The sequence below is a fragment of the Streptomyces vinaceus genome, assembly GCF_008704935.1.
GTDB lineage: Bacteria > Actinomycetota > Actinomycetes > Streptomycetales > Streptomycetaceae > Streptomyces > Streptomyces vinaceus.
In genome coordinates, this window is sequence record NZ_CP023692.1 from 2,116,932 (window position 1) to 2,133,972 (window position 17,041).

General features: G+C 70.7%; 15 protein-coding genes. 9 read left to right on the forward strand and 6 right to left on the reverse strand.

Features of this window, described 5'->3' with window-relative positions:
• Positions 1-59: 59 nt before the first annotated feature.
• A complete protein-coding gene (locus CP980_RS09125) occupies positions 60-1,310 on the reverse strand; it encodes a polyamine ABC transporter substrate-binding protein (protein WP_132757119.1) in 1,251 nt (416 codons plus the stop codon).
• Between the two features lie 72 nt (positions 1,311-1,382).
• Complete coding sequence (locus CP980_RS09130) at positions 1,383-2,900, reverse strand: gamma-aminobutyraldehyde dehydrogenase (protein WP_150527944.1); 1,518 nt, start codon at positions 2,898-2,900, stop codon at positions 1,383-1,385.
• 182 nt (positions 2,901-3,082) lie between these two features.
• Between CP980_RS09130 and CP980_RS09135 the strand changes: the two genes are divergently transcribed.
• Both CP980_RS09135 and CP980_RS09140 read left to right on the forward strand, forming a co-directional pair.
• Positions 3,083-3,634 (forward strand): NADAR family protein, encoded by a 552-nt coding sequence (locus tag CP980_RS09135; RefSeq protein WP_189999144.1) that lies wholly within the window; start codon positions 3,083-3,085, stop codon positions 3,632-3,634.
• Positions 3,635-4,093: 459 nt separating this feature from the next.
• Positions 4,094-5,689, forward strand: a complete 1,596-nt coding sequence (locus CP980_RS09140) for a TROVE domain-containing protein (RefSeq protein ID WP_150527946.1) — start codon at positions 4,094-4,096, stop codon at positions 5,687-5,689.
• 121 nt (positions 5,690-5,810) lie between these two features.
• Here CP980_RS09140 and CP980_RS09145 read toward each other — a convergent pair whose 3' ends face one another.
• Positions 5,811-6,527 (reverse strand): DUF4190 domain-containing protein, encoded by a 717-nt coding sequence (locus tag CP980_RS09145; RefSeq protein ID WP_150527947.1) that lies wholly within the window; start codon positions 6,525-6,527, stop codon positions 5,811-5,813.
• A gap of 110 nt (positions 6,528-6,637) precedes the next feature.
• Between CP980_RS09145 and CP980_RS09150 the strand changes: the two genes are divergently transcribed.
• The 5 genes from CP980_RS09150 (at position 6,638) to CP980_RS09170 (ending at position 11,708) form a co-directional block, all read left to right on the forward strand.
• Positions 6,638-7,663, forward strand: coding sequence for an adenosine deaminase (locus CP980_RS09150; RefSeq protein ID WP_132757110.1), 1,026 nt, complete (start codon positions 6,638-6,640; stop codon positions 7,661-7,663).
• Between the two features lie 21 nt (positions 7,664-7,684).
• Positions 7,685-8,383, forward strand: coding sequence for a glycerophosphodiester phosphodiesterase (locus CP980_RS09155; RefSeq protein WP_229907428.1), 699 nt, complete (start codon positions 7,685-7,687; stop codon positions 8,381-8,383).
• Entirely contained in the window at positions 8,380-9,603 is a 1,224-nt protein-coding gene (locus CP980_RS09160; RefSeq protein ID WP_189999147.1) for a sensor histidine kinase, read from the forward strand. The genes CP980_RS09155 and CP980_RS09160 overlap by 4 nt, the downstream gene beginning before the upstream one ends.
• Positions 9,600-10,325, forward strand: a complete 726-nt coding sequence (locus tag CP980_RS09165; protein WP_132757106.1) for a response regulator — start codon at positions 9,600-9,602, stop codon at positions 10,323-10,325. Before CP980_RS09160 ends, CP980_RS09165 begins: the two co-directional genes overlap by 4 nt.
• A 147-nt stretch (positions 10,326-10,472) precedes the next feature.
• Complete coding sequence (locus tag CP980_RS09170; protein ID WP_150527949.1) at positions 10,473-11,708, forward strand: serine hydrolase domain-containing protein; 1,236 nt, start codon at positions 10,473-10,475, stop codon at positions 11,706-11,708.
• Here CP980_RS09170 and CP980_RS09175 read toward each other — a convergent pair.
• The 3 genes from CP980_RS09175 to CP980_RS09185 all read right to left on the reverse strand — a co-directional run bounded on the left by CP980_RS09175 (position 11,669) and on the right by CP980_RS09185 (position 14,991).
• Positions 11,669-12,169 (reverse strand): hypothetical protein, encoded by a 501-nt coding sequence (locus tag CP980_RS09175; RefSeq protein WP_150527950.1) that lies wholly within the window; start codon positions 12,167-12,169, stop codon positions 11,669-11,671. The genes CP980_RS09170 and CP980_RS09175 overlap by 40 nt on opposite strands.
• 99 nt (positions 12,170-12,268) lie before the next feature.
• A complete protein-coding gene (locus CP980_RS09180) occupies positions 12,269-13,447 on the reverse strand; it encodes an ABC transporter substrate-binding protein (RefSeq protein ID WP_150527951.1) in 1,179 nt (392 codons plus the stop codon).
• Between the two features lie 104 nt (positions 13,448-13,551).
• On the reverse strand, positions 13,552-14,991 hold the full coding sequence (locus CP980_RS09185) for a gamma-aminobutyraldehyde dehydrogenase (RefSeq protein ID WP_132757098.1): 1,440 nt from the start codon (positions 14,989-14,991) through the stop codon (positions 13,552-13,554).
• Positions 14,992-15,160: 169 nt separating this feature from the next.
• Here CP980_RS09185 and CP980_RS09190 point away from each other — a divergent pair, with 169 nt between their 5' ends.
• Both CP980_RS09190 and CP980_RS09195 read left to right on the forward strand, forming a co-directional pair.
• Positions 15,161-15,664: an Lrp/AsnC family transcriptional regulator gene (locus CP980_RS09190; protein ID WP_030298396.1), complete on the forward strand. Its 504-nt coding sequence runs from the start codon at positions 15,161-15,163 to the stop codon at positions 15,662-15,664.
• A gap of 3 nt (positions 15,665-15,667) precedes the next feature.
• Positions 15,668-17,029, forward strand: coding sequence for an aspartate aminotransferase family protein (locus tag CP980_RS09195; RefSeq protein ID WP_048475903.1), 1,362 nt, complete (start codon positions 15,668-15,670; stop codon positions 17,027-17,029).
• Positions 17,030-17,041: the final 12 nt, after the last annotated feature.

A 17,041-nucleotide genomic window follows, 5' to 3' on the forward strand; every position in this document is an offset into this window, starting at 1 on the left:
TTCGGTGGTGGTGTCGTCGGAAGGGTGCGGGGCGCGGGTGCCGGTACGGAGGGGGTCGGTCAGGCTCCGATGAGCTTGGCGAACTTCTCTTCGTAGGCGGTCTCTTCCTCACTGCTGAGGGAGCGGAAGGCGTGGGCCTTGGCCGCCATCGCCTTGTCCGGGATGATCAGGGGGTTGTCGGCGAGCGCGGGGTCGATCTTCGCGAGGTCTTCCTTGACGCCTTCGACGGGGCACACGTAGCTGATGAACGCGGCCAGCTGGGCGGCGTTCGGCGGCTCGTAGTAGAAGTCGATCAGCTTTTCGGCGTTGGCCTTGTGCCGGGCGTGGGCGGGGACCAGCAGGTTGTCGCTGGAGGTGATGTAACCCGGCGCCGGGATCGCGTACTTGATGTCCGGGTTGCCGGCCTGGAGCTGGATGACGTCGCCGGCCCAGGCCAGGCAGGCGGCGATGTCGCCCTTGTCGAGGTCCGCCGTGTAGTCGTTGCCGGTGAAGCGGCGGATCTGCTGGGTGTCGACGCCCTTCTGGAGCCGTCCGACGGCGGCGTCGAAGTCGGCGGTGGTGAAGTTGGCGGGGTCCTTGCCCTGGTCGAGCAGGGTCATGCCGACGCTGTCGCGCATCTCGGTGAGGAAGCCGACGCGGCCCTTGAGGGAGGGGTCGTCGAGCAGCTGCGTGACGGAGTCGACCTTCTTGCCTTCGGTGGCCTTCGCGTTGTAGGCGATGACGGTGTCGATGCCGGTCCAGGGGTAGCTGTAGGAGCGGCCCGGGTCCCAGTCGGGGTTGCGGAACTGCGGGATCAGGTTGGCGTAGGCGTGCGGGAGGTGGGAGGGGTCCAGCTTCTGCGCCCAGCCGAGCCGGATGATGCGGGCGGCGAGCCAGTCGGTGACGACGATCAGGTCGCGGCCGGTGTCCTGGCCGGCCGCGAGCTGCGGGCGGACCTTGCCGAAGAACTCGACGTTGTCGTTGATGTCCTCGGTGTACTTGACCTGGATCCCGGTCCGCTTGGTGAACTCCTCCAGCGTGGGGTGGGACTTCTCGTCGTCGCTGGTGTCCATGTACTCGGTCCAGTTGGAGAAGTTGATCTCCTTCTCCTGCTCCGAGTGGTCCTCGGAGGCGACGGCCGTGTCGCCCGCGCGCTTGGCCGGCGGGATGCCGCAGGCGGACAGGGAGGCCAGGCCGCCGAGGGTGAGCGCTCCGACTCCGGAGGCGCGCAGCAGCGAGCGGCGGGTGAGGGCGCCGCGCCCGCCGGTGATGCTGCGCCGTATCGCGGCGAGTTGCGCCGCCGAGAGGCGGTCGGGCTCGAACTGCTCCATGAGCTGCCCTTTCGGGAGGGGTGGCGCCGCTGGTCAGGCGGCCGGCTGCCACTCGGCCGAGGCCGTGGACGGTTAGATGCGGTCCCCGAAGATGGTGCGGTGCCAGTCCTTCGCGGCCACCGCGGTGTTGTCGTACATCACGTGCTTGACCTGCGTGTACTCCTCGAAGGAGTAGGCGCTCATGTCCTTTCCGAAGCCACTCGCCTTGTAGCCGCCGTGGGGCATCTCGCTGATGATCGGAATGTGGTCGTTGACCCAGACGCAGCCCGCCTTGATCTCGCGGGTGGCGCGGCCGGCCCGGTAGACGTCGCGGCTCCAGGCGGAGGCGGCCAGTCCGTACGGGGTGTCGTTGGCCAGCTCGATGCCCTCGTCGTCGGTGTCGAAGGGCAGGACGACGAGGACCGGTCCGAAGATCTCGGACTGGACGACCTCGCTGTCCTGGGCGGCGCCGGAGACGAGGGTGGGCCGGTAGTACGCGCCCTCGGCGAGCTCGCCGCCCGGGACCTCGCCGCCGGTGACGACGGTGGCGTAGCCGCGGGCGCGCTCGACGAAGCCCGCGACCCGGTCGCGCTGGGCGTGCGAGACCAGCGGCCCCAGGTCGGTGGCCGGGTCGAAGGGGTCGCCGAGGCGGACCGTCCCCATCAGTTCGGCCACGCGGGCGACGAAGGCGTCGTGCAGCGGGCGCTGGACGTACGCGCGGGTGGCGGCGGTGCAGTCCTGGCCGGTGTTGATCAGGGAGGCGGCGACGGCGCCGTGGGCGGCGGCCTCCAGGTCGGCGTCGTCGAAGACCAGGAAGGGCGCCTTGCCGCCGAGCTCCAGGTGGAGCCGCTTGACGGTGGCGGTGGCGATCTCGGCGACGCGCTTGCCGACGGCGGTGGAGCCGGTGAAGGAGGTCATCACCACGTCCGGGTGGCCGACCAGGTGCTCGCCCGCGTCGCGGCCGGCGCCGGTGACGATGTTGACCACGCCGTCGGGCAGGCCCGCGTCCTTGGCCGCCTGCGCGAACATCAGGGAGGTCAGCGGGGTCAGCTCGGCCGGCTTGAGCACGATCGTGTTGCCCGCGGCGATCGCCGGAAGGATCTTCCAGGCGGCCATCTGGAGCGGATAGTTCCAGGGCGCGATGGATCCGACGACCCCGATTGCCTCGCGGCGTACGTAGGAGGTGTGGTCTCCTGAGTATTCAGCTGCCGCCTGCCCCTGGAGGTGCCGTGCGGCGCCCGCGAAGAAGGCGGTGTTGTCGATGGTCCCCGGTACGTCGAACTCGGTGGACAGCTTGATCGGCTTGCCGCACTGGAGGGATTCCGCGTACGCGAAGTCCTCCGCCTGCTCGGCCAGCACGGCGGCCAGCCGGTGCAGGGCGTCGGAGCGCTCGCCGGGGGTGGCCGCGGACCAGGCGGGGAAGGCCCGCTTGGCGGCGGCGACGGCCTCGTCGACGTCGGCGGTGGAGGCCAGCTCGTACGTGAGCACCTCCTCGCCCGTGGCGGGGTTGACGATGGTGTGCGACTGCCCGGACGTACCGGACCTCAGCTGTCCGTCGATGTACTGCGCGCCGTCTGCGAAGCGGTCCTTGACCTGGAAGCGATTACCCATGACGCTCTCACGCTCTCCGTAGCTTCAGCTCGAATTGAGTGCCGATCCTGGCAGAGGTGTTCCCCACCGCCAAGTGATTCCGTTGTTGCCTTTTGATTACGCGACGGAATCGGTCGACCATGTGTCGAGGCACGTCCCAAATCCCGTACGAAGTGTCAGTGGCGACTGCCAGACTCGCGTGCATGGAGAAGATCGACAAGTTGATCGAGCAGGTCAACCGTGGTGAGCGGGTGAAGTACCTGCCGTTCTGGGGGCACCGGCCGCGCCCCGACGGGGCGCTCGGCCCGAGCTGTCTGAGCCAGTGGTGGCCCTCGCCCTTCACCGTGGGTGATGTCCGGTACGACACGGCCGAGCACTGGATGATGGCCGGCAAGGCCCGCCTGTTCGAGGACGCCGAGGCGGAGCGGATCGCCCTGGGGGCGAAGACCCCGGCGGAGGCCAAGAAGGCCGGTCGGCTGGTGCGCGGCTTCGACGACGCGATATGGGCGCGGGAGCGGTTCGCGCTGGTGGTCGAGGGCAGCGTGCACAAGTTCGCGTCCACCCCCGAGCTGCGCGCCTACCTGCTGGGCACCGGGGACCGGGTCCTGGTGGAGGCCAGCCCGATGGACCGCGTCTGGGGCATCGGACTGGCGGCGGACGACGAGCGGGCGCTGGACCCGGCCCGCTGGCGCGGGCTGAACCTGCTGGGCTTCGCGCTCATGGAGGCGCGCGAGCGGCTGCGTACGCGGGCCTAAATACGTGGCGGGCGGGCGAGCGGGCCGCCTACGGTGGGTCTCGTCCAGGTGCGCAGGCGAGACCTACTTCCACTCTTCATGGGCAGGTCGCGGGTTCGAGTCCCGCCACCGGCTTCCGGGCCGGTGTAGCTCAGTTGGCAGAGCAGCACGTGGTTTCGCCGACCTCGATCTCTGGACACCCACGTCACGCACCTCCCGGTGCGCGGGCTGCGGCTCCTTCTTTCGCAGAGAATCCCAAGCCGCCGCCACCTTGATCTCGGGAGGCCGCGTGCGGGACGCCCGGTGCGCAGGCGACGGTTACTTGGGGGACCAGGAGGTCGCGGGTTCGAATCCCGCCCGGCTCCGGCCGGTGGAGCAGCTCGGTGGCTCGCCTGGATATAAGTCCGTCACCGACTCCGATCTCGGGCATCCCGCACGTCACGCCTCCCCCACGTTCCACTGAATTCGGGGGGATTCACCATGGCTCGCTTCAACCTGCGCGCACCCAGGAAGGCATCCGCCGCCGCGGGGCCCGTCTCGCCCGTGCGCTCCACCGGCCGCCGCGCCGACAACCACCAGGGCGGCCGCGGTTTCGTCCGCGACGCGCGCTCCGAGCTGTTCCTGCTCGCCGTCGCCAACTTCGTCACGCAGCGGACCTTCTACGAGAGCGGCGAGGCCCGCGACGACCGGTTCGCGGCCCTCGTGCGCCGCCTCGCCGTCGAGGACCCCGCGTGGACCGCGGGTCTTCTGGGCTGGCTGCGCGGCGACGGGAACATGCGCACGGCCTCGCTGGTCGGAGCCGCCGAGTACGTGAAGGCGCGGCTCGACGCAGCAGCCACCGGCGGCCCGTCCAACCGCGCGGTCGTGGACTCCGTACTGCGGCGCGCGGACGAGCCCGGTGAGCTGCTGGCCTACTGGACGGCGACGTACGGGCGCAGCGTCCCCAAGCCCGTCAAGCGCGGTATCGCCGATGCCGTGCGCAGGCTCTACTCCGGTACCTCGCTGCTGAAGTACGACACCCCCTCCAAGGGCTTCCGCTTCGGCGACGTGCTGAACCTCGTGCACGCCTCCCCCGACCCCGCGAAGCCCTGGCAGGGCGAGCTGTTCCGGTACGCCCTCGACCGGCGGCACCACCCGGAGACGGCCGAGGTGCCCACCGGCGACGCCACCCTGCGCGCGCACCGGGAACTCATGGAGCTGCCGGTGGCGGAGCGGCGGGCCGTGGTGACCGCGCCCGACGGGGCCGAGCGGCTCGCCGCCGCGGGCATGACCTGGGAGGCCCTGGCCGGCTGGCTGCAGGGGCCGATGGACGCGGCCGCCTGGGAGGCGGTCATCCCGTCCATGGGCGCGATGGCCCTGCTGCGGAACCTGCGCAACTTCGACCAGGCCGGCGTCTCGGACGCGGTGGCCGCACGGGTCGCGGCGAAGGTGTGCGACCCGGAAGTCGTCGCCCGGTCCCGGCAGTTCCCCTTCCGCTACCTCGCCGCCTACCAGCACGCGCCCTCGCTGCGCTGGGCGTACCCGCTGGAGCGGGCGCTCGGCCACTCGCTGGCCAACGTACCGGCCCTGCCGGGCCGCACGCTGGTCCTCGTGGACCGCTCGGGGTCGATGTGGGCCCGGCTGTCGGACCGCTCGGAGCTGAACCGCGCGGACGCGGCGGCCGTCTTCGGCACCGCGCTCGCGCTGCGCGCCGAGGAGGCGGACCTGGTGCAGTTCGGTACGGACAGCAAGCAGGTTCCGTACGCGCGGGGCGAGTCCGTACTGAAGGTGCTGGAGCGGTTCGAGGACCTCGGCGGCACCAACACCACGGAGGCCGTGCGGCGGTACTACAAGGGGCACGACCGGGTCCTGATCGTCACCGACGAGCAGGCGGCGTACCACCACGGCGGCGACCCGACGGCCCTCGTCCCGGACGAGGTGCCGGTGTACACCTGGAACCTGGCCGGGTACCGGACGGGCCACGCACCCTCCGGCTCCGCCAACCGGCACACCTTCGGCGGGCTCAGCGACGCGGCCTTCCGGATGGTCTCCCTGATCGAGGGCGGCCGGGACGCCGACTGGCCGTGGGCGGCGTAGGCCGCCACCCCCGCAGGGACGGACGGCGCCTGCGGACGGACAGGGCCGGGAGCGGGCACGTGCTGCCCGCTCCGGGCCCTGTGCCGTGGTGTGTCTCGGGCCCGTGCCCGGGCCCGCTCCGTCAGACGCGCTCGCGCACGTGCGTGTGCGAGGACGAACCGCCGCCGTAGTCGTAGTCGTCGTCGTAGACCGAACCGGAGCCGCTTCCGCTGCCACCGAGCAGGACGCCCGCGATGACGAGCCCGATCATCAGGAGGCCGATCACGATGCCGATCGCGCCCAGGATGATTCCGGCCAGTGCCATCGGGCCGTTGTCGGCCTCGCCGCGCTGGGCCTTCTTGCGGCCCAGGATGCCGAAGACGAGCGCCGGGATGCCGAACAGCACGCCCAGGTAGCAGGTGACCACACCGATGATGCCGAGGACCATCGCGGTGATCCCGAAACCGTTGCTCTTCTGCGGGTAGCCGGGGTAGCCCGGGTATCCGGGGTACCCGGGATACCCGGGATAGCCCTGCTGGCCGGGATGGCCGTACCCCGGCTGCGCGGGCGGCGGTCCGGGGTACGCGTAGCCCCCCGGGTCCGGCTGCGCCGGGTAGCCGTACGCGGGCGCCGCCGCACCCGGCGCGGGCAGGGGCGTGGGCGTCGGAGCCGGTGTCGGCGCCGGCCCGGGTATCCGCTCCGGCGGGGTGTCGCCCCCCGGCATCCCCGCGATCGTCGGCTGGTCGTGCACGGACGGCGGACCCGACACCCCCGGTGTCGCCTGCGGCTTTCCGAGCTCGACCGCCGGCCGCTCCGGCGGCGCCCACGGGTCCTTCGGCTCGGGGCTCTGATCGGTCATGCGGCGCCCCCCTCTCGTACGCCCATGCTATGTGCTGTCACCGACAGTCCCTGAGCTGCCTACGATGAAGCCCGATCTGTCCGCACCCGCGTCCTCCCGGAGGCTCCCTCATGCCCGACCTGAACCCCTTCATCGCGGGGCTCCCCAAGGCGGAACTCCACGTCCACCACGTCGGCTCGGCCTCCCCGCGCATCGTGGCCGAACTCGCCTCCCGCCACCCCGACTCCAAGGTCCCCACCGACCCCGAGGCGCTCGCCGACTACTTCACGTTCACCGACTTCGCCCACTTCATCGAGGTCTACCTTTCCGTCGTGGACCTGGTCCGCACCCCCGACGACGTACGCACCCTCACCTACGAGGTCGCCCGCGACATGGCCCGGCAGAACATCCGCTACGCCGAGCTGACCATCACCCCGTACTCCTCCACCCGCCGCGGCATCGACGAGAAGGCCTTCATGGAGGCCATCGAGGACGCCCGCAAGGCCGCCGAGACCGAGCTCGGCGTCATCCTGCGCTGGTGCTTCGACATCCCCGGCGAGGCCGGCCTGGAGGCCGCCGCCGAGACCGCGCGCCTCGCCGTCGAACTGCGCCCCGAGGGCCTGGTCTCCTTCGGCCTCGGCGGCCCCGAAATCGGTGTGCCGCGCCCGCAGTTCAAGCCGTACTTCGACGCCGCCCGCGCCGCCGGCCTGCACAGCGTGCCGCACGCCGGCGAGACCACCGGCCCGGAGACCATCTGGGACTCCATCCGCGAGCTGGGCGCCGAGCGCATCGGCCACGGCACCAGCGCCACGCAGGACCCGGAGCTCCTCGCCTACCTCGCCGAGCACCGGATCGCGCTGGAGGTCTGCCCGACCTCCAACATCGCCACGCGCGCCGTGACCGACCTGGACCGCCACCCCGTCAAGGAGATGGTGCAGGCGGGCGTGCTCGTCACCATCAACAGCGACGACCCGCCGATGTTCGGCTCCGACCTCAACAACGAGTACGCGGTCGCCGCGCGCCTCCTCGACCTCGACGAGCGCGGGCTGGCCCAGCTGGCGAAGAACGCCGTCGAGGCCTCCTTCCTGGACGAGGCCGGCAAGGCCGCGATCATCGAGGAGATCGACACGTACACCTCCGCCTGGCTGGCGCGCTGACGCCTGCGGACAATGGGTGCCATGCGCACCCTGACGGCCGTCGGTCACCGCGGCGATCCCTACCGTGTCCGCGAGAACACCCTGCCCTCGATCCGCTCCGCCTTCGCACGCGGAGCGGACGCGGTGGAGATCGACGTACGGCTGACCCGCGACGGGCGGCCGGTCCTGCTCCACGACGAGACGCTCCAGCGGCTGTGGGGCCACGACGTGCGGCTCGACGCCGTCACGGCCCCGCAGCTGGAGGAGCTGACGCAGGGCGGGGTCCCGACGCTGCGCGAGGCCCTGATGGCGGCCGGCGCGGGCCGGGTGATGATCGACCTGCCCGGAGCCACGGCCGAGGCCGTGCGCACGGTCGTCGGCCAGGTCCGGGAGTGCGGGGCGCGCGACCGTACGTACTACTGCGCGGGCCCCGACACGATGCTGGCCGTGCGCGCCGCCGATCCGGGCGCCGAGATCGCGCTGACCTGGACCACGCTGGCGCCGCCGCGCCGGGTGCTCATCGACGCGGTGGCGCCGTCCTGGCTCAACTACCGCTTCGGACTCGTGGACCGGGAGCTGACGGACGCCCTCCACCGCGAGGGCCTGCTGGTCTCGGCGTGGACCGCGGACACCGCCTGGGCGATGCGCAGGCTGATCGCGGCCGGGGTGGACTCCGTCACCACCAACCGGCTGGACGTGCTGGCCCGCGTACGGGTCGAACTCGGCGTACCCGGGCGGTGATACGGGCCTGGGGGGAGCGGATCCGGCGGGCGGATCCGCGGTGGCGGGACCTCGGGCTGACGCTGCTGGTCCAGGTCGCGACGACGATTCCGTTCGTCGTACCGCGCGATCCGCTGGACTCGCCGGCCACGTGGCCCGCGTACGCGCTGACCACGCTCGGCAACGTGCCGCTGGTGTGGCGGCGGCGGGCGCCCGTGGCGGCGATCTTCGGGATGGTCGCGGCGGGGACGCTCTACACCCTCGCGCTGGACGGCCCCGGCCAGCCGCTGCCGTACGCCCCGCTGATCGGCGTGTACACGATGGCCCTGCTGTGCCCGGCGCGGGTGCGGATCACGATGGGCGTGACCCTGACCGCTCTGATCCTGGCCTCCGTGGCGCTCAACACGGGGACGGCGAGGGAGTTGCTGTTCGCGTTGTTCGTCTTCGCGGCGGCGTACGCGCTGGGGCGGCTCCAGTACACCCGGCAGGCGTACACGGAGGCGGTCGAGGCGCGGGCCGCGGAGCTGGAGCGGGCGAACCGGATCGAGGCGGAGCAGGCGGCGGCGCGCGAACGGGCCCGCATCGCACGGGAGATGCACGACGTCCTCTCGCACGCCGTCAGCATCATGATCGTCCAGGCGGAGGCCGGTCCGGTGGCGATGCGCAGGGCCCCGGAGCGGGCGGAGGCGGCCTTCGACGCGATCGCCGAGACGGGGCGGGACGCGATGGCCCAGCTGCGGACCATGCTGGGGGTGCTGCGGGCGGACCCGGCGGCGCGGTCGCAGGCCGCTCCGCGGTCGCCGCAGCCCGGGATCGAGGAACTGCCGGGACTGCTGGAGCGGGTCCGCGGCAGCGGGCTGCGGGTGTCGTACGAGCGGACGGGGGCGGTGCGCGCGCTGCCCGCGGCACTGGAGGCGACGGTGCACCGGGTGGTGCAGGAGGCGCTGACGAACGTGGTGAAACACGCCGGGGCGTCGGCGGTGTCGGTACGCCTGGAGTACGGGGCGCGGGCGCTCACGGTGACGGTGACGGACGACGGGCGGGGGCCGGGACCCGCGGCCGCGGGCGGCGGTGCGGGCGGTGGTGCGGGTGGCGGCGCGGTCGGTGGGCACGGGCTGATCGGGATCCGGGAGCGGGCGGCGGCGCACGGCGGAACGGCGCACTACGGCCGCGGCCCCGGTGGCCTGGGGTTCTCGCTGCGCGTCGTCCTTGTAACCTCGCCGCTGGAGGTGGGGAGTTGACGATCCGTGTGGTGGTGGCGGACGACCAGGAGCTGGTGCGCAGCGGGTTCGCGATGATCCTGGACGCGCAGGAGGACGTCGAGGTGGTCGCGGAGGCCGGGGACGGCGCGGCCGCGGTGGCGGCGGTGCGGGAGCTGCGGCCGGACGTGGCGCTGCTGGACGTCCGGATGCCGGTGCTCGACGGGATCGAGGCGTGCCGGGCGATCACGGCCGGGAGCGCGTGCCGGACGGTGATGCTGACGACCTTCGATTCGGACGAGTACGTGTACGAGGCGCTGCACGCGGGGGCGAGCGGGTTCCTGCTGAAGGACGTGCGGCGGGACGATCTGGTGCATGCCGTACGGGTGGTGGCGGCGGGCGATTCGCTGCTGGCGCCTTCGGTGGCGCGGCGGCTGATCGAGGAGTACACGGCGCTGACGGCGCGGCCGGCGGCCGCGGGGGCGCTGCCCGCGCGGGGGCTGGAGGTGCTGACGGCGCGGGAGCGGGAGACGCTGCTGCACCTGGGGCGGGGGCTGTCGAACGCGGAGATCGCGGCCGCGCTGGTGGTGAGCGAGCACACGGTGAAGTCCCATGTGGGGAACGTGCTGGCGAAGCTGGGGCTGCGGGACCGGATCCAGGCGGTGATCTGCGCGTACGAGACGGGCCTGATCGGGATCGGGGGTGCGGCGGGGAGCGGGGTCGGAAGCGGGGCTGGCTCGGAGGTATCTCCCTCCGGGGAGTGAGAGGGGGGTGGGCTCCTCCCTCGCGCAGGTGAGTTGTCGTACCGGCGAAGACCCCTCTCGGGGGTGATCCGCGGGAACCCCTGTGACCTGCAGCATTGAGTCATCGGGGCCGCTGGGGCCCTGGGTGGCTCACAGGGGGTTCCCGCCATGGACGTACGTACGCGCACACTGATCGCCACCGCTTTGGCCCTCGGTATCGCGGCCGGGCCGACTGCCGCCGGCGCCGCTCCGGCGCCGGCTCCGGCGTCCGGGGCGGCGGCCGCGCGGGTGTCGGCGGGGGCCGAGGCGCCGCCCCTCTACACGAGTCCGCCCGATGCGGCGGCGTTGCGGAAGGCGATCGCGGGGGTCGGGGCCGACAACAAGGACGCGACGGCCGCGCTGGTCCGCGTCGGTGGTACGAGCGGCCGGTGGTCGGGCGGTGCGGGCGTGGCCGATGTCCGTACGGGGCGCAAGGCGTTCGAGGAGGCGCGGTTCCGGGCGGGTTCGGTGACCAAGACCTTCACGGCGGCGGTCGTCCTCCAACTGGCCGCCGAGGGCAAGGTCGATCTGGACCGGCCGGTGCAGCAGTACCTCCAGGGGCTGCTGCCGTCCGGCCCGGGCGGCTTCGAGCCCATCAGCGTGCGTCAGTTGCTGAACTACACGAGCGGCATCCCCGCGGCCGAGGGCCCGGGGGACTCGTTCGAGGCGCAGTACGCGCACCGGTTCGACGTGGTCGATCCGCATGCGCTGATCGCCCGAGCGGCGGCCAGGGGGCCGGAGTTCCGGCCGGGCGAGCGGCAGCACTACCTCAACATCGACTACACGGTGCTGGGCGTACTGATCGAGAAGCTGACGGGCACGTCGTACGAACAGGCCCTGTCCGCCCGCATCCTGAGGCCGCTGGGCCTGCACCGGACCTCGGTTCCGTCGCCCGCGGAGAACCGGATCGCGGGCCCGCACCACCACGGCTACCAGGCGGTGGCGAAGCCGGGTGGCGGGACCTCGCTGGTGGACGTGACGGAGTGGAACTCCTCGTCCAACTGGGCGGCCGGGGACCTGATATCGACGACGGCGGACCTGGAGAGGTTCACCGAGGCCCTGTTCGCCGGGCGGGTGGTGCCGAAGGCGCAGCTGGAGGAGATGTTCACGGTACCCGCGGTGACCGACTTCGAGTCCGGGGAGGACGCCGTGCAGACCGCGGGGATGAAGCGGTTCGCCTTGGCGGACGGCACGGTGGTCTACGGCAAGACCGGCTCTCGCTTCGGGTACAGCACCGTGATCGGCGGAGCCCGCGATCTCTCGCGGACCCTCGTCTACTCGGTCAACTCCACCGACGCCAAGGGCCGGGACATGAACCAGGTGGCCTACGGGATCGTCGCGGCGGCCTTCGCCCGCCAGTCCTGACCCGGCATGGCTTCCAGGCGCTTGATCATGCGGCGGAGCACCATCAGGGGGATCACCCCGAACACCCCGAAGGACATGTCGATCAGGCTCCACCCGAAGGGGATGCCCCGGATGGGGCCGCAGATCAGGGCGAGGGGGATCACGCCGGCGCAGGCGATCATGCCGGCTTCGACGATCCAGACGTTGCGGACGGGGTCGCGGTGGACCCCGTAGAAGAAGACGGCGATCACCAGGTGGGCGAAGGCGAGCCAGTCGGTGCCGTAGAGGAGGAAGGGGTAGTCGGCGTCGGCCCGGTCCAGCCCGTCACCCACCCGCCGGAGCCACTCGTGGGACACCAGGGAGTTGGCCCAGCGGACTTCGCCGACGAGGGGGAAGGCGGTGAGACCGCTGAGCACGAGGCAGACGATGAACAGGACCAGCCAGGCACGGATCCGCCGCTGAAGGGCGCTTCTCTCGCTCATGGAAGGAAGCGTACGCCGGTTTCTGAACACGTTCAGCACATTTCCTGAACGCGTTCAGTTCTACGCCGGATCGTGATCGTTCCCGTCGGCGTCGGGTGCTCAGAGGCCGACGATGGCGTTCCAGCGCTGGGCGAGGGAGCGGCGCTCGGCCGAGGAGATGTCCCGGGCCACGACGAGCCGCTTGCGCATCTCCGCGTCGGGGAAGATCAGCGGATTCTCGGCGAGCCCGGCGGTCTCCTTGTCCTCGGACGCGGCCAGGACCTCCCGGGCGGCCGGGACGGGGCAGACGTAGTTGACGGCGGCGGCGAGCGCGGCGGCCACCTCGGGGGCGTAGTAGTAGTCCACCAGGGCCTCGGCGTTGGCCTTGTGGCGGGCCAGGTTGGGGACGAGCAGGCTCTCCGCCCACAGCTCGGCGCCCTCCTCCGGGACCACGAACTCGATGTCCGGGTTGTCGGCCTGGAGCTGGATGGCGTCTCCGGAGTACGCCTGGCAGGCCAGGACGTCGCCCTTGCTCAGATCGGAGGTGTAGTCGTTGCCGGTGAAGCGGCGGATGTGCTTCTTCTTCACCATGCTCTCCACCTGGTCGCACATCCGGTGGAAATCGGACTCGGTCCACCGGGTGACGTCCACGCCGTTGCCCTGCATCAGCAGGGCGAAGGACTCGTCGAGGCCGGAGAAGAGGGTGACCTTGCCGGCTAGGTCCGGCTGCCACAGGTCGCCCACGGACTTGATCTCCCGGCCGAGCGCCTTGCGGTTGTAGGCGATGCCGGTGATGCCCGACTGCCACGGGACGGTGTGCAGGCGGCCCTCGTCGAAGGCGGGAGAGCGCAGCTGCGGGTCCAGGTGGGCGGCCACGTTGGGCTGCGCCGAGCGGTCCATCTTCTGGGCCCAGCCCAGGTGGACGAAGCGGGCGGCCATCCAGTCGCTGACGACCACCAGGTCGTGGCCGGTCTCCTGGTGGTTCATCAGGGCCGGGCTGACCTTGCCGAAGAACTCGTCGTTGTCGTTGATCTCCTCGGTGTACCGGACCTCGATGCCGGTCTTCCCTGTGAACGCGTCGAGCGTGGGCCGGCGCTCCTCGTCCTCGTCGTCGGTGTCGATGTAGAGCGGCCAGTTCGAGAAGGCGACCCGCTTGTCCCCCTCGGAGCGGTCCGGGCCTCCCCGCCGGTCCTCGGGGACGAACGCGGCGGGCACACCGCAGCCGGTCAGGGCCGCGAACAGGCCGGCGGCACCGAGGCCGCGCAGCGCGGCGCGGCGGGAGAAGGCGGGTTCAGGCATGGGCAAAGCCTCGGGGAACGGAGGAGGGCGGGCAATAGACACATTGTCTATTGCCCGCCCTCTCAAGCCCCTTCGGTGATCGATGTGATCTCCGTGGCGACCGATCAGCCGTCGAGCGAGGTCATCACGTGCTTGATGCGCGTGTAGTCCTCGAAGCCGTAGGCGGAGAGGTCCTTGCCGTAGCCGGACTTCTTGAACCCGCCGTGGGGCATCTCGGCGACGAGCGGGATGTGGGTGTTGATCCACACGCAGCCGAAGTCGAGGTTCTTGGACATCCGCATCGCGCGGCCGTGGTCCTTGGTCCACACGGAGGAGGCGAGGGCGAACTCGACGCCGTTCGCGTACTCCAGGGCCTGGGCCTCGTCCGTGAAGGACTGGACGGTGATGACGGGGCCGAAGACCTCGTTCTGGATGATCTCGTCGTCCTGCTTGAGGCCCGAGACCACGGTCGGGGCGTAGAAGTAGCCCTTGTCGCCGACCTGGTGGCCGCCGGCCTCGACCTTGGCGTGCGCCGGGAGGCGCTCGATGAAGCCCGCGACCTGCTTGAGCTGGTTCGGGTTGTTCAGCGGGCCGTAGAGCACGTCCTCGTCGTCCGGGGCGCCGGTCTTGGTGTCGGCGGCGGCCTTGGCGAGGGCGCTCACGAACTCGTCGTGGATGGACTCGTGGACGAGCACGCGGGTCGCGGCGGTGCAGTCCTGGCCGGCGTTGAAGTAGCCGGCGACCGCGATGTCCTCGACGGCCTTGGCGATGTCGGCGTCCTGGAAGACGACGACCGGGGCCTTGCCGCCGAGCTCCAGGTGGACGCGCTTGACGTCCTTCGAGGCGCTCTCGGCGACCTGCATGCCGGCGCGCACCGAGCCGGTGATGGAGGCCATCGCCGGGGTGGAGTGCTCGACCATGGCCTTGCCGGTCTCGCGGTCGCCGCACACGACGTTGAAGACGCCCTTGGGCAGGACCGAGTCGATGATCTCCGCCATCAGGACGGTGGAGGCCGGGGTGGTGTCCGAGGGCTTGAGCACCACGGTGTTGCCCGCGGCGATGGCCGGGGCGAACTTCCACACGGCCATCATCATCGGGTAGTTCCACGGCGCGACCTGGGCGCACACACCGACCGGCTCACGGCGGATGATCGAGGTCATCCCGTCCATGTACTCGCCGGCCGAGCGGCCCTCCAGGAGACGGGCCGCACCCGCGAAGAAGCGGATCTGGTCCACCATCGGCGGCAGCTCCTCGCTGGCCGTGAGGCCCAGCGGCTTGCCGGTGTTCTCCGACTCGGCGGCCACGAGCTCGTCCGCGCGCGCCTCGAAGGCGTCCGCGATCTTGAGCAGGGCCTTCTGGCGCTCCGACGGGGTGGTGTCGCGCCAGCCCGGAAAGGCGGCCGCCGCGGCGGCCATGGCGGCGTCGACATCGGCCTGGCCGGAGAGCGGGGCGGTGGCGTACACCTCGCCGGTGGCGGGGTTGACCACCTCGGTGGTCCGTCCGTCGGCGGCGTCCTTGAACTCTCCGCCGATGTAGTTGCGCAGACGACGCAGTTCGGTGGTCACTCCAGCCACACTCCTGATCACATGTCCAACGATTGAGACGAATCCCAATCCTAGCCCCTCGGCGGACGCTTTCGGCAGGGCCAGACGCCACCAACTACGAAATCGGTGAGATCCACGACGCCAAACAACGGATTTCATCGATTCCGTCTTGCGGAACAGACGACTCCTCGTGCACAGTGAGGTCGTGGTCAGTCGAAGCGCAGATTCCAGGAACAGACAACCGTCCCCTTCGGTCGATGCTGTGTCCCTGGCGATCATCGAGCAACTGCAGGAGGACGGTCGCCGTCCCTACGCAGCGATCGGCAAGGCCGTCGGCCTGTCGGAGGCTGCTGTGCGCCAGCGCGTGCAGAAGCTGCTCGACCAGGGCGTCATGCAGATCGTCGCCGTCACGGACCCGCTCACCGTGGGCCTGCGGCGCCAGGCCATGGTCGGCATCAACGTCGAGGGGGACCTCGACCCGGTGGCCGACGCACTGACCCAGATGGCCGAGTGCGAGTACGTGGTGATGACCGCGGGCTCGTTCGACCTGATGGTGGAGATCGTCTGCGAGGACGACGACCACCTGCTGGAGACGATCAACAAGAAGATCCGCGCGCTCCCCGGCGTGCGATCAACCGAGAGCTTCGTTTACCTGAAGCTCAAGAAGCAGACCTACATGTGGGGAACTCGATAGCCCGTGAGCCAGGACCTCTCCAAGACCGCGTACGACCACCTGTGGATGCACTTCACCCGCATGTCGTCGTACGAGAACTCCCCCGTCCCCACCATCGTGCGGGGTGAGGGCACCTACATCTTCGACGACAAGGGCAAGCGCTACCTGGACGGTCTCGCCGGACTGTTCGTGGTCAACGCCGGTCACGGCCGCAAGGAACTGGCCGAGGTCGCCTACAAGCAGGCGCAGGAACTCGCGTTCTTCCCCATCTGGTCGTACGCGCACCCCAAGGCCGTCGAGCTCGCCGAGCGCCTCGCCGACTACGCCCCGGGCGACCTGAACAAGGTCTTCTTCACCACCGGTGGCGGCGAGGCCGTCGAGACCGCCTGGAAGCTGGCGAAGCAGTACTTCAAGCTGCAGGGCAAGCACACCAAGTACAAGGTCATCTCGCGTGCGGTCGCCTACCACGGCACCCCGCAGGGCGCCCTGTCCATCACCGGTCTGCCGGCCCTGAAGGCGCCCTTCGAGCCGCTGGTCCCCGGCGCGCACAAGGTGCCGAACACCAACATCTACCGCGCCCCGATCTACGGCGACGACCCCGAGGCCTTCGGCCGCTGGTGCGCCGACCAGATCGAGCAGGAGATCCTGTTCGAGGGCGCCGACACCGTCGCCGCCGTCTTCCTGGAGCCGGTGCAGAACGCCGGCGGCTGCTTCCCGCCGCCGCCCGGGTACTTCCAGCGGGTCCGCGAGATCTGCGACGAGTACGACGTGCTCCTCGTCTCCGACGAGACGATCTGCGCCTTCGGCCGCCTCGGCACGATGTTCGCCTGTGACAAGTTCGGCTACGTGCCCGACATGATCACCTGCGCCAAGGGCATGACCTCGGGCTACTCCCCGATCGGCGCCTGCATCGTCTCGGACCGCATCGCCGAGCCGTTCTACAAGGGCGACAACACCTTCCTGCACGGCTACACCTTCGGCGGGCACCCGGTGTCCTCCGCGGTGGCGCTCGCCAACCTCGACATCTTCGACAAGGAAGGCCTCAACCAGCACGTGCTGGACCACGAGGACGCCTTCTTCTCGACGCTGAAGAAGCTGCACGACCTGCCCATCGTCGGCGACGTCCGCGGCAACGGCTTCTTCTACGGCATCGAGCTCGTCAAGGACAAGGTCACCAAGGAGTCCTTCACGGACGAGGAGACGGAGCGCGTGCTCTACGGCTTCCTCTCCAAGGCGCTCTTCGAGAACGGTCTGTACTGCCGGGCCGACGACCGCGGCGACCCGGTCATCCAGCTGGCCCCGCCGCTCATCGCGGACCAGGGCACCTTCGACGAGATCGAAGGCATCCTGCGCTCGGTGCTCACCGAGGCATGGACCAAGCTGTAAAGAGCAGTGCCT